Here is a 12,431-nt window from a genome sequence, read left to right as displayed (position 1 = left end):
CCGGTCATGCCTTGCTATTAAAAGCGTTACCACCAGTATATATCGTCTGCCTTTAGTCCAATGAAGTGTCTTAAAGAATTAACTGGAAAGGGTTTGCCAGAACGAGAGCGCTCTCAGCTGTGCCCGATGTTCTTGGCCTTCTTGCGATGGTCCAGTTTCTCCTCCTTGCGCTCGATGACCCTTCGTTCCAGGTGCTGCATCAGGCTGATCGTGGCCTTGTTGAGGTCCCAGTCCACCGCCGACGCCACCCACACCTTGCTCTCGGTGGTGAGACGGCCGTTCAGCGAGTACTTGTTGGTGTTCCCCTGGGCGTTGTACTTGGTCACGTGCAGCGTGAACAACATGGGCCGGGTGATCTTGGCGATCTTCTGCAGCGACGCGGTGATGTCCTTCTCCATCGTATCCGCCGCAAAACGGTCCTCCTGGTCCAAGCCGGTGATCTGGGTGTATACCATGTCCCTTTGCCGGAACGATGCCAGCAGCTCGATGATGTCGTACTTGGTGATGATCCCGGCGAGGCGGCTGCCCTTCACCACGGGAAGGGTGGACACATTGTTCTCCAGCATGGCCTTCACCGCACCCCCCAGGGTTGCGTCCTCATCCACAGTGTACACGGCATCAAGGGCTATGGAGGAGACCTTGACCTTCACCGGGCTGTTGTCGCCGGTCATCTCTCCCACGGTCTCGCGCTTTCGCTCCTTCCAGTTGTAGTTCGCCACCTGCTTGATGCCTACGATGCCAGTGAGGTTGCCCTCATCATCCACCACGGGCAGGGTGCGGATGGTCAGGTTCTTCATCGACAGCAGTGCTGTCTCCACGGGATCCTCGAGGCCTACGGTCTGAACGTCCTCGGTCATTATGTCCTTCACGTTCAGTTCCCGCAGCTCCTTTATGCCCTCCACGATCTTGATCAGGTCGGTTCGGGCGATTATCCCCTGTATGTTCTGACCCTTCACGACCGGGATCTGGCGAAAGCCGGAGGTCATGAAGGCCTCAGCGACCTCTGTCACCAACGTATCGGGGGTGACCTCCTGAGGCATGACGGTAATGGAGCCCGCCTTGGTAGTGATGGGGAGATTCCTCCGCTTGAGGAGGGTGCCATAACTTACCACCCCCATCAATCTCTTACCATCCAAGCTCACTGGCATCTCGTGCAGGTCCAGTTGCCCCATCTTCTTAAGCACGTCAGAGAGCTGGTCCTCAGGGCTCACGAAATCGAACCTCTTGGACATCAGGTCGGTTATCTTGGTCGCTTCCACCATCGACCTGAGCTGCTCCCTCTTCTTGATCCCCGCTATTTCCGTTCCGTTCATCTTATCGACTCCCGTATCGTTTGGGTTCTCTTGAAGAGGTTTTCGCCCGAAAATGGCGAATCCCTATCTCTGGATAACAAATCGCGGTCCATGCTATTGAACCTTCTCCATAGAAATCCGCCGATAAGAATCAACATCGATGCGAGGTTACGAAAAAAGGGAAGGGAAAGGTTGAGGTAAAAGGTTTCCAGGTTACTGGAATTCGAACTCAGGACTTGTTCTCGCCCACCACGAACTGATCGAGGTTGGCCCCGCACAGGGCCGCCCGGGCTACCAAGGTGATCTCCTGGACCTTTACGCGTATCTGGGCCTGGCTGTCCCTCTCCCGGAGGGTCACGGTGCCGTCCTCCAGGGTCTGGTAGTCGACGGTGACACAATAGGGGGTCCCGATCTCGTCCATCCTGGCGTACCTTCTGCCGATGGAGCCGGAATCGTCGTAGTAGGTCTCGATGCCGCTGTAGCGGATCTCCTGGTCGATGTCCATGGCCACCTTGTCGAGCTCGTCCCGGGCCATCAGTGGGAAAACGCCGAACTTTATCGGAGCTATAGCTGCGGATATGCGCAGCATCTCCATGTCCTCCTTCTTGGTGTAGGCGTGCTCCAGGCAGGTGTAGGTGATCCTGTCCAGGCCGTGCGAGGGCTCTATCACATGAGGTATGACCTTGACGCCGGAGACCTTCTCCTTGACTCGGGCCACATCGAAGCAGTCACGGCTGAGGACGTAGCTCTGCCCGTCGACCTCCACGGTTACCGAGTCGTCCTTTATCAAGGACGGATCGGTAGCCTCCATGGCCTTCCCGATCTTGCTGCCGAGGGCCTTGTACTTGGGGCCCAGGATGCCGTACTTCGGCTTGATGACGTCCCTCTCCACCTCCTGAGGGGTGTCGAAGCGCTTGAACGCGCTCATGTCCACGCCGGAGAACTTGATGTGCCGCGAGAGGTCCCAGCATCCCCTGTCGGCGATGCCCACGATCTCGGTCCAACCGAAGCTGAGCAATGCTTCAGCGTCCCAGCAGTCAGCAGCATAGTGGGCCATCTCGTCCTTCTCGTGCTGGCGGAAGCGCAGGCGGGTACCGTCTACGCCGATGGCCTTGAGGAACTCCTGGGTGAACCACATGAAGTATGCCAGGACCTGGTTGCAGATGATGCCCTGCTCCACCGCATCCCCGACGCTTATCTCCAGTTCCCGGCCGTCGTTGGCGAACAGCCTCATCCTATCATCCTTGACGTCCTTGAAGCGGGGCCAGCCCTTGTCCTCAGGGTCCACGAAGAGCTCGCACTCCATCATATTGAACTCGCGCATGCGTATGACGCCCTGGCGCGGGGAGATCTCATTGCGGTACCCGCGGCCGACCTGTATCACACCCAGGGGCAGCTTCTCACGGTTGTAGCGGTAGAGGCTGGGGAAGTTCACGAAGATCCCCTGAGCGGTCTCCGGACGCAGGTATCCCACTCGGCCGGAACCCGGACCGATCACGGTCTTGAACATGAGGTTGAACTCCTCCACCGAGGACAGCTCCCCGCTGCAGGCGGGGCAGGTGATACCATGCTCCCTTATGAGGTCGTCCAGCTCTTCCTCCTTCAAGGAGCCGGGGTTGGGGTGGCGGTCGCCGATAAGATGGTCCGCGCGGTACGCCTCCTCGCAGACCTTGCACTTGACCATCTTGTCCGCGAACTCGTCCACATGGCCGGACGCCTTGAAGACCACCTCAGGGCCTATGGTCTCCGAATCTATCTCCACGAAACCCTCGCCCAGCGTGTACAGTCTTCTCCAGATCTCCACGATGTTGTTCCTCATGGCCGTGCCCAAGGGCCCATAGTCGTACAGGCCAGCTACCCCGCCGTAGATCTCATAGGAGGGGTAAAGGAAACCCCTGCGCTTACAGAGCGAGAGAACGTCTGATGCATCCATAGTAATTCCTCGTATATTGAGCCTAATGCTCACTGTGCCAGTATCGATACCGCGTTGATATCGTAGAGCATGGCCACCAGGTTCTCCTTGGAATCGACCACAGGCAGCTGACCGAAATCATTGCGGCGCATCGTCCGCGCAGCCTCGGAAACGTTGGTCTTCTTAAAAACCGTTGTGGGCGAACGCACCATGATATCCCTCACGGGAACGGCGGGCATCTCGATCTTGGATACCTCGAACCACAGCTTCATGATGTTGCGTAGGCCGTCCCAGGACCATGAGTCCTCGTCATCGCCCATTCCCAGGGCGGTCAGGGCCACCGAGCCGTTGATCAGGCTCTTATTGAACACGTCCCTGTCCGTGATGATGCCGGCAAGTCGTCCGTTAGCGTCCAGGACGGGGAGGGCGTTGACCCTGCTGGCCTTGAATGTGACCAGGGCCGCCCGCAGGGGCGTCTCCTGGTAGATGGGCACGCAGGGGTCGAGGGCCAGGTCCTCCACTGGAATGTTGGAGGCCTTCTTCTCCACCTCGTTGAGCAGGTCCGTGGGGGTTAGTATGCCGACGAGCTTCCCACCATCCACGACGGGGAAGTGGGTGACCCTCTTGGTGGTCATGAGGGTAGCGGCGGTCTCCACGGTATCCTGGGGGGACAGCACCAGCGGCTCACGGTTCATCACCATCGCCAGCTGGTCCTCCTCTGGGTGCTGGAAGATGTCACTGCGCGTGACCATCCCGGCCAGGCTGCCATCGGCCTTCTTGATGATGGGAAGGCCGGTGAGGTTATGCCGCACCATTAGCTTGAGAACGTCGTTCCGCGAGCCTGGTATCTCTGCTGTAATGGGGTTGTGGGTCATCACTTGGTCTACAATGGTCATGCCTATTCCTCCCCAGGGGTCTCGGCGCGGACGACCAGGACGGGGCAAGGAGCGAACCTTACCACCCTCTCTGCCACGCTGCCCAGAAGGAGCTTGGAGATGCCGGTCCGACCCAGGGTGCCCATGACCACCAGGTCATAGTTCTCGGCCTCATCCACGATCTTCTTTGCCGGGGAGCCCTCGACGACCTTGGGAGTGACGTTCACACCAAGCTTCTGACCCTCACTGACCACATAATCTACGGCATCCTTTCCCTCCTTCTCCAGAAGGGAGTATATGCTGACCACGGTCGCATCCATGGGGAAGTTGACGAACGAAGCCTGATCGACAACATAGAGCGCGGTCACCTCGCTTCCCAACACGCGGGCCAGTTCTAATCCCTGAGTGATCGCGGCCTTGGTGTTCTCGCTTCCGTCGGTCGGTATCAGTATCCTCTTGAAATCGTTCATCTCGTTCCTCTCCTCTTATTCTCACCTACGCACACGAGCAGTGGCTCCTCCCCAGCGGTGCGCAGTACCAGGTCAGTGAGCGGGTCTCCTTGCTTTGAGCGGACGACCATGAGATCCAATGGTGCGTCCGATACTATCTCCATTAACGGAAGTTGATTTATAATTTTTCGCCCATTGGCCACAGCCATACTGAGAACGCACTCTAGGCGGGCGATCCCCTGCTGTCGGAGCAGTCTTCCCACGAATTCCGTTTCCACGAACATGTCCGGCATGGAGATCATGGCGTTATCGGTACCGATCGCTACTGTAACGCCCTGATCCACCATTCTTGCCAGAGGCGGCACCATCCCGAAGAACATGTTGGACCTGGCGCACACCACGATGGGGACGTCCAGTTGGGCGCACCTTTCCAGGTCCCCATCTGTGGCCTGGGTCATGTGGACCAGGTACGAGGGACGGAGGTCCAACACTTTGTCCAGGTCCTCCCTGATCCTTTCTGAGCAGTGGAGGGCCACGATCTTACCGCGGGACCTCACGAAATCGGTCAGCTCCCTTAGCTCCTCGTAGTCCCAGTCTGATATGGCCGATGGCCCTATCCCTTCGGTGAGCTCCAGGAGAGCGGATATCTCCTCGCGGTCAAAGTGCGGCGCTCTGGGCTTTCCGAGCACGAACGGCCGCGCCCCCTGGGCTGAGGACATTAGCTTGGCTCCGTTGACGCCTCCCTCCCGAAAGTCGGAGAACGCGGAGATGCCCTTGCGGAGCATGGACTCTGACATCGCGGCGATCGCCTCCCGCTGCTTCTCCTCTGGGGTCTGTGAGAGAATGCGGTACTTCAGGCCATGGGGGGGTGCCACTATCTCTGCCAAGGTGAGGGACAGGTCCACCGGGACCACATAGTCGGCGATGTGGGTGTGGGCGTTGACGAAGGTGGGCAGTATCAGACCCTCTGCCAAGTTATCCTTGACCCTGCCTTTACCCACCTCGATGATCCTTCCATCCTCGAAGCCCACATGACCATCCCGGAAGCCTTCCTCGGTGAGGACCTTCCCGGAGACATACTCCATGCTCCAGGGTAATGGAATGTGATATTTCAATGGTGGCGCTGGAAGGTGAACATTACCCTCAGGTGATAATCCATCAACCTGTCGATCGCGCGCACCACATATCTGTCTGAGTTTGAGAGACGAATTTAATTGAACATCTAATCATAAAGCCCTCATTGGGGAACATAACCGGTCCTGGAAACTACAGGATGAGGACTAGGTTCTACTTCGCTCCCTCACTGTTCAGTGGAAGTCTTTTTATAGAAACATTAGATTGTGCATCCAAATTAACCGAGGTGTTAGATTTGGTTGCGAAGATTAACGCTGACGAGTGCGTTGGATGCGGAGCTTGCGAGGATGTCTGCCCCCAGTCGGCCATCAAGGTCACTGATGTAGCTGTGATCAATGAACCTGACTGTGTAGATTGCGGGGCCTGCGTCGACGAGTGCCCCAACAACGCCATCACCATGGACGAGTAAGACCGTCTGAACAGAGGTCAACGGAGCCCTGCTCCCTCTTCCAAATTTTCATACATCCTTGTGAAGGCCACACTTAATATCTGAACTCATGCTACCTGGACCCGATGAACGCTGACCAGGTGACGGGAACTCTCCTTCTCCTGATCGCAGCCTTCGTCCCCTCCCTCGCCGTCCTGTTCTGGCTGCGATGGGGTGTGCGGGGCAAGAAGGAGCGTTGGGATGACCTCATCCTGACCTTCATTGGTGGTGCGGTCGTAGCGGTCATCATCGCCACCATCCTAGAGCTGATCGCCGCCGAGCTCCTATACTCCACAGTGGTCCGCGAGTACCAGCTGTTCGTACGTGAGCCCACCATATTGACCTTCCTGGCAATCATAGTGGTGGCACCTTTCATAGAGGAGTTCGCCAAGGTCCTAGTGGTACGCAACTTCTCCCGCTACATATGGAGGCCGCGCAACGGCCTGATCTTCGGGGCCGCCTGCGGCCTGGGCTTCGCTGCAACAGAGAACTTCCTTTACGAGTCCACAGTGCTGTTCGAAGAAGGGCTGATAGCTTTCTTAGTCCTAGCGTTCGTACGCAGCATCTCCTCCTCGTTGATGCATGCCGCATCCACCTCGGTCTCCGGATACGGTGTAGCCAGAGCGAAATCATATGGTGTTCACTGGTGGCCTTATTACCTCATCGCGGTCCTTATGCACGCCTCCTTCAACCTCTTCGCCTCCTTGGGTGAGTTCTTCAGCGGGGAGCTGGGGGCCGCCACCTCCGTGTACGGGCTGGTGATCTCTGTAGCCCTCGTCGTCGTAGCCTTCCTGTATCTGCGATGGAGGATAAGCGGATACAATGCATGAACGTGCAAGGGCGGACCTCCTCCCGATCATCGGGTCCGTTATCTGCCGTCCTGTTCGCCCATGATCACTGGACGTCGATATAGCAGGCCCAGAGTTCGCATTACCGCATAACAGATCTCTTTGGGACGGGACCGAGACATTATCCCTAGGATAGATGACATCTCTTCTCAATTACCTTCGCGACGGGCGTGCAGAGAGATGTCCTCTGCTCATTTACGAAAGGTCGGACGACAATTTTTTGTGATCGATGTAGGTTGACCGTCTGGCCATGACGTTCCGGGCGTTCATCTCTGTCGATATACCTGGGGAGGGAAGGCTGGAGGACATCCTGGGAAGACTGCATCTTGCCGACCCAACGTTGAAGACCGTGGACCCCTCACTGATGCACATCACCTTGAAGTTCCTCGGCGACACCGAGGAGTCCAAGGTCAAGGCGATCTCGGAGGCTATGAGGAAGGCGGTCGATGGCTTGGCCCCTTTCGAGCTTGACCTTAAGGGTCTGGGGGCGTTCCCCCGAAAGGACCGGCCGAGGGTCATATGGGTGGGACTGGAGAACGCGCAACCGCTTGCGGTCATAGCCCGCCGATTGGAGGACCTCCTTTCTCCCCTGGGTTTCGAGCCTGAGCGGCGGGGGTTCACACCCCACCTTACGGTGGCCCGGGCCCGGGTAGAAAGGTCCATACCGGCAGTCCGCACCATCTTGGAGGAGCATACCCTAACATATCTGGGTAAGGTTCATGTGGACCGCGTTCGCCTAAAGAAAAGCGTGCTGACCGTATCGGGCCCCATATACACCACGGTGGACGAGGCCTCCTTCCGTTAGCCTCTTCGAAGGCTTAGTGTAGTGCCATGGGTGAGATACCCTCCTGCCGCTCTAGCGTCGGGAGAAACATGAGATCGTTCACCAAGAACATCCGCAGGGACAAGGACGCAGGGATCGAGGGTCTGCCGTTGCAGCTCATGATAATGGTCGTCGTGGCCGGGCTAGGTACAGCAATTTTGCTGGGATGGATGGGAGGCATAAGGGCCCCTAATGCGATAGAGGCCGTATACTCGAACCCCAGCGAACTGGTGCTCAATGACAACGATCGCGATGGCATCCATGCAAGGAGCGGCATAACTCTGACCATAACCGTGTTGGACAAGAGCGGCGAGGCCGTACAAGGCGCCACTGTCCTGCTGGATGGGTGCAACATAAAGACAAGCGATGGGAAGCAGGTCCACGGCACCACGGACGTGTCAGGTAAGGTCACCTTTACAGGCCTCAGCGCTTCCCAGATCGGAAAATCTGTAGGATATCTAACGGTCAGCGCTACCAAGAGCGGCATGGGGACCGATGGTTCCCTGACCATCCCGGTGATCTCGGAGTGAGGTCATGTTGGCAAGAGACCATCAAGCCCTGGAGGGCCTGCCGCTGAAGCTGCTCATAATGTCCCTTCTGGTCTCCATGACCGCCCCCGCGGTCATGGGAAGCTTGGACGGTTATGAGCGCTCGTTGACGCGTTCGGAGATGATGTCCGAGGCCAGCAGACTGGCCCGGCTGACCGAGGAGGTGCTCTCAGCAGGGGAGGGCAACCGGCGTTCGATCACCATGGAGCTGCCCACGGCCTCGTCCAGATATGGAATGATCATAGAGGTGGGCGGCGGTATCGACAACGCATCCAAATACACTATTCGCTGCCTTGAGGAAGAGAAGGTCTTCTCTACCATAGTCCTTGATGACCCGCCGGTAAGGACCATCACCAAGAACGGTTCCCCATTGACGCTTGACGCTGGAACGGTGCCACTGATGCTGGAGTGCGCTCGGATCGAGGGTAGACTGTGCGTCGTGGTGGAGGCGATCCCGTGATGGAGCTCATAATGTCCAGGGTATGGCTGGTCATCGCAGGCTTGATGATGACCGGCGCAGTGCTCTATTCCTTCGGGGTGCTGGACGACAATGAACGGAACGCATCGGAGATGGTGGGGGCGGAGGCTCTGGCAAGCTCCATCGAAGCACTAAGTACGAGTGTCCATGAGGGAATGGTGATGTTCGAGGCCAAGGACCTATTGCCTAAGGGCGGAGAGCCCCTCAGGGTCTACAACGGTTCGATCTGGGTCGGCGATGGAGCGACGGCCCAGGCCGTCAATATGGCCGCACCGGTAGTACTTTTCAGCGATGGGGACCGCGTCAGTGATATCATCGTCCATAGTGACGATGTCCTTATCTTAAGGTCAATAGGGGCCCTGTCAGAGCGCGAGGTTCAACTGGAGAAGGTGTCCGCCACGAACTTGATGGTGTCCACGAACCTCCTGCACTCCTCTTCCGTATTGTAAATGTAGAAGGAGGCGCGAGCGCAACCCTCTATCCCCCGTGAGAGGAAGTAGGGGTGCATGCAGTGCATGCCCGACCGGATCTCCACCTTGGCGACCTCGTCCGCGATCATGGCGACATCATGCGATGTCATCCCCCTGATGTTAAAGGACAGTATCCCATCGCGATGCCGTGCATCCTGAGGCTCCAGTATCGATACCGAAGGAAGTTCTCGCAGACCCACCGTAGCGATCCCGTTCAACTTCGAATCGTTCTCGGCCACCGCGTCCATGCCCAGACCGTCCAGGTACCTCACCGCGGCTCCCGTGCCGATGACCCCGGAGTAGTTCATGAGGCCCGCCTCGAACTTCTCTGGTGGAGGAAGGAAGGTGACCTTCTCATAGTCCGTAAGACCGACCGAACCCCCTCCCCCTATCAGCGGCTGAAGGCGCTCCAACAAATGCTCCTTCCCATAGAGAACACCCACCCCTGAAGGGCCCAGCATCTTGTGGGCCGAAAATGTAAAGAAGTCCACGTCCAAATCCTCGACATCGATGGGGCGGTGAGCTGCGGACTGGGCCCCGTCCAGCATGACCAGGGCGCCACGATCGTGGGCCTCCTGCACAATGTCCTTGTCCGGAATGGTGACACCGGTCACGTTATTGGTGTGGACCATGGCCACCATGGCCACTTGCGTGGAGATCTCCACCTTATATCTCTCAACATCGAAAAGGCCTGAGGTCGGCGTGGTTACCACCCGGTGCTCAAGACCTATAACCTCACGCTGCTGCAACCACGGGACATGATTGCTGTTGTGCTCCATGTCGGTGGTGAGGACCGCGTCCCCCCTGCGGAAGGGATAACCCTTTGCCACCAGGTTCAGCGCCTCGGTGCAGTTCTTGGTGAACACTATGCAGGATGGATCGGAGCAGCCGATGAAATCGGCCACATGCTCCCTCGCTTCCTCCACTTTCATCGTCACCTTGGTAGCAAGGCGATGAACGGACCGGCCTCCGCAGGCCGGAAAATCATTGTAGTACTCGGACATGGCCTCCATGACCTGCCGCGGCCGCAATGTCTGACAGGCATTGTCCAGGTAGACGATGTCCTTGTCCTCGGATGAATATAACGGAAAATCTTGTCGAACCTTATCAAAGGCCATGGTAACGACCGTCCATTCGGATAGCCTATATTTCAGACTATGGTGACGGTCTCGAAGATGGCCCATTTATTAAAACGCTCCGGCTTGTGACCTACAATTCATTGGTTTAAAAATTAACAATTGTTATATATCCTACCAGCTTACCCATCTTGTACCTGCGAGGTGAATCTATGGAGAGGATATATTTTGACAACAGTGCCACCACTCAGGTGGAACCCCGGGTGATGCAGGAGATGATGCCATATTTCACCGAAGCTATGGCAACGCATCCTCCCTGCACTCGTTCGGCCGAGATGCCTATGAGGCCATGGAGATCGGCAGGGAGCGCACCGCGCGGGCCTTAAGCGTAGAGGTCAAGGAGGTCATATTCACATCAGGCGGGACAGAGTCCGATAATCTGGCCACTCAAGGGGCCGCCTACGCCTCCATGAGCAAGGGCAAGCACATCATCACCTCGGCCGTGGAGCACCATGCGGTCCTACACACTTGCCAGTTCCTGGAGACCCAGGGTTTCAAGGTGACCTATCTTCCGGTGGACGAGGAGGGTCGGTCTCCGTGGAAGATCTCAAGAACGCCATCACTAAGGATACGACCCTCGTGTCCATTATGGCCGCCAACAACGAGATCGGTACCATTCAGCCTATCAAGGAGCTCGCCGAGGTCGCCAAGGAGGCGGGTGCTCTGTTCCATACCGATGCTGTCCAGGCCGTGACCAAGATGCCACTGGATGTCGGAAAGATGAAGATAGATATGCTCTCGCTATCAGGGCATAAGGTCCATGGTCCCAAAGGTATCGGCGCCCTCTTTGTCCGTAAAGGTATCAGGCTCCGCCCCCTTATCTAAGGTGGAGGGAATGAGATAGGGCTGCGATCCTCCACTGAGAACATCCCGGGGATCGTAGGATTGGGAAAGGCACTGGAGATAGGGATGGCGGAGATGGAGGAGAACGTCGCCAGGATGAGTGCCATCCGTAATCGCCTGATCGGATCGACCTTGGACACGATACCCCGATCATACCTTAACGGGCCACGGGGTGAGAAGAGGTTGTGCAATAACGCCCATTTCCGCTTCGATTACATCGAAGGGGAGGGCATGATACTACACCTGGATATGAGGGGCATCGCTGCCTCCACGGGCTCCGCGTGCTCGACCAAGAGCCTGGAGCCGTCCCATGTCCTTAGGGGTCTGGGCCTAAGGCACGAGCAGTGCCACGGTTCCCTGCGTCTATCCCTGTGAAAGTACAACACCATGGAGGAGGCGGACAGTTTCAATGCCACCATCGGGCCTGTCGTCGAACTACTTAGAAAGATGTCACCACTGAGCGAAGGAGTTGCATACGATGTCACAACTTTACACTGAGAAGGTAATGGAGCATTTCACGAGCCCTCATAACATGGGGGACATCCCCGACGCCGATGGCATCGGCCAGGACGGGAATCCCGTCTGCCTGGTCAGTGGGACCATGATCCATCTCAACAACCATTTCAAAGAGATCGAGAACGTGCAGGAAAAAGGAGGGTCCTTACTCATGAAGGGGTATACTCAACGGTCGAACGGAGGTATGTGAGAGACTATGATGGACCGATAATCCGTCTGAAGAACAAGCTGGGATTAGTTGAGATGACCCCGGAGCATCTCGTACTGGCGGTGAAGAGGCCTGACCAGCACAAGTTCAACTATACACGCAATAAGAAAGAGCTGAATGCCGAATGGTACAATGTCAGCGACCACCAGCCTCGAGATATTGCCGTCTATCCGATTCTAAAGGTGATTAAGGACCAGGAGTTGTTCGACCTTGATTTCCAAAAGAAAATGTTGGACCATCGGAGCACCGACATTCCTATGAGAGTGCCCGCGGATGCAGATTTTCTCCGCCTCGCTGGTTATTATCTTGCGGAGGGCAATGCCGTCACCAAGGTGACCAAGGCGCATATATGCTTCACCTTCCACATCAAGGAGGTGGAGTATCAAAGAGACGTCGTCAAGATCATCAAAGACAAGTTTGGTCTAGATGCCTCGATTATTCCGCGTGAAGAGACCAATGCAACATAAGTCAT

The 12,431-nt window shown here is 56.9% G+C and carries 14 protein-coding genes and 1 pseudogene; 9 read left to right on the top strand and 6 right to left on the bottom strand.

What is annotated here, in order from left to right:
• Positions 1 to 113: 113 nt before the first annotated feature.
• From GXX95_01960 to GXX95_01940, 5 genes are all read right to left on the bottom strand, one after another.
• Positions 114 to 1,313 carry a CBS domain-containing protein gene (locus tag GXX95_01960; protein NLT36910.1) on the bottom strand — a complete coding sequence of 400 codons (1,200 nt, stop codon included), beginning with the start codon at positions 1,311 to 1,313 and terminating at the stop codon, positions 114 to 116.
• A gap of 208 nt (positions 1,314 to 1,521) precedes the next feature.
• Positions 1,522 to 3,225 (bottom strand): glycine--tRNA ligase, encoded by a 1,704-nt coding sequence (glyS, locus tag GXX95_01955; GenBank protein NLT36909.1) that lies wholly within the window; start codon positions 3,223 to 3,225, stop codon positions 1,522 to 1,524.
• Between the two features lie 29 nt (positions 3,226 to 3,254).
• Positions 3,255 to 4,100 (bottom strand): CBS domain-containing protein, encoded by an 846-nt coding sequence (locus tag GXX95_01950; GenBank protein ID NLT36908.1) that lies wholly within the window; start codon positions 4,098 to 4,100, stop codon positions 3,255 to 3,257.
• Between the two features lie 2 nt (positions 4,101 to 4,102).
• Positions 4,103 to 4,549, bottom strand: coding sequence for a universal stress protein (locus GXX95_01945; GenBank protein NLT36907.1), 447 nt, complete (start codon positions 4,547 to 4,549; stop codon positions 4,103 to 4,105).
• Entirely contained in the window at positions 4,546 to 5,613 is a 1,068-nt protein-coding gene (locus GXX95_01940; GenBank protein NLT36906.1) for an amidohydrolase family protein, read from the bottom strand. Before GXX95_01940 ends, GXX95_01945 begins: the two co-directional genes overlap by 4 nt.
• A 284-nt stretch (positions 5,614 to 5,897) precedes the next feature.
• Here GXX95_01940 and GXX95_01935 point away from each other — a divergent pair, with 284 nt between their 5' ends.
• The 6 genes from GXX95_01935 to GXX95_01910 all read left to right on the top strand — a co-directional run bounded on the left by GXX95_01935 (position 5,898) and on the right by GXX95_01910 (position 9,235).
• On the top strand, positions 5,898 to 6,071 hold the full coding sequence (locus GXX95_01935) for a 4Fe-4S binding protein (GenBank protein ID NLT36905.1): 174 nt from the start codon (positions 5,898 to 5,900) through the stop codon (positions 6,069 to 6,071).
• 104 nt (positions 6,072 to 6,175) lie between these two features.
• Positions 6,176 to 6,919, top strand: coding sequence for a PrsW family intramembrane metalloprotease (locus GXX95_01930; protein ID NLT36904.1), 744 nt, complete (start codon positions 6,176 to 6,178; stop codon positions 6,917 to 6,919).
• A 268-nt stretch (positions 6,920 to 7,187) separates the two neighbouring features.
• On the top strand, positions 7,188 to 7,742 hold the full coding sequence (gene thpR / locus GXX95_01925; protein NLT36903.1) for an RNA 2',3'-cyclic phosphodiesterase: 555 nt from the start codon (positions 7,188 to 7,190) through the stop codon (positions 7,740 to 7,742).
• A 68-nt stretch (positions 7,743 to 7,810) separates the two neighbouring features.
• Positions 7,811 to 8,290, top strand: a complete 480-nt coding sequence (locus GXX95_01920) for a carboxypeptidase regulatory-like domain-containing protein (GenBank protein NLT36902.1) — start codon at positions 7,811 to 7,813, stop codon at positions 8,288 to 8,290.
• A 4-nt stretch (positions 8,291 to 8,294) separates the two neighbouring features.
• On the top strand, positions 8,295 to 8,768 hold the full coding sequence (locus GXX95_01915; GenBank protein NLT36901.1) for a hypothetical protein: 474 nt from the start codon (positions 8,295 to 8,297) through the stop codon (positions 8,766 to 8,768).
• The gene (locus tag GXX95_01910) at positions 8,765 to 9,235 is read left to right on the top strand and encodes a hypothetical protein (GenBank protein ID NLT36900.1); all 471 of its coding nucleotides are present in this window, start codon (positions 8,765 to 8,767) and stop codon (positions 9,233 to 9,235) included. The genes GXX95_01915 and GXX95_01910 overlap by 4 nt, the downstream gene beginning before the upstream one ends.
• Here GXX95_01910 and GXX95_01905 read toward each other — a convergent pair.
• Entirely contained in the window at positions 9,163 to 10,374 is a 1,212-nt protein-coding gene (locus tag GXX95_01905) for a cysteine desulfurase (protein ID NLT36899.1), read from the bottom strand. The two genes, GXX95_01910 and GXX95_01905, sit on opposite strands and share 73 nt — an antisense overlap.
• A gap of 170 nt (positions 10,375 to 10,544) precedes the next feature.
• On the opposite strand from GXX95_01905, the pseudogene nifS reads away from it, so the two are divergent.
• The 3 genes and pseudogenes from nifS (at position 10,545) to GXX95_01890 (ending at position 12,426) form a co-directional block, all read left to right on the top strand.
• A pseudogene (gene nifS, locus GXX95_01900) lies at positions 10,545 to 11,733 on the top strand (cysteine desulfurase NifS).
• The gene (locus GXX95_01895; protein ID NLT36898.1) at positions 11,714 to 11,941 is read left to right on the top strand and encodes a hypothetical protein; all 228 of its coding nucleotides are present in this window, start codon (positions 11,714 to 11,716) and stop codon (positions 11,939 to 11,941) included. Before nifS ends, GXX95_01895 begins: the two are co-directional and overlap by 20 nt.
• Entirely contained in the window at positions 11,938 to 12,426 is a 489-nt protein-coding gene (locus GXX95_01890) for a hypothetical protein (protein ID NLT36897.1), read from the top strand. Before GXX95_01895 ends, GXX95_01890 begins: the two co-directional genes overlap by 4 nt.
• Positions 12,427 to 12,431: the final 5 nt, after the last annotated feature.

This window comes from Methanomassiliicoccus sp. (assembly GCA_012719175.1).
Taxonomy (GTDB): domain Archaea; phylum Thermoplasmatota; class Thermoplasmata; order Methanomassiliicoccales; family Methanomassiliicoccaceae; genus UBA6.
This window is presented reverse-complemented; position numbering and strand designations above follow the sequence as displayed.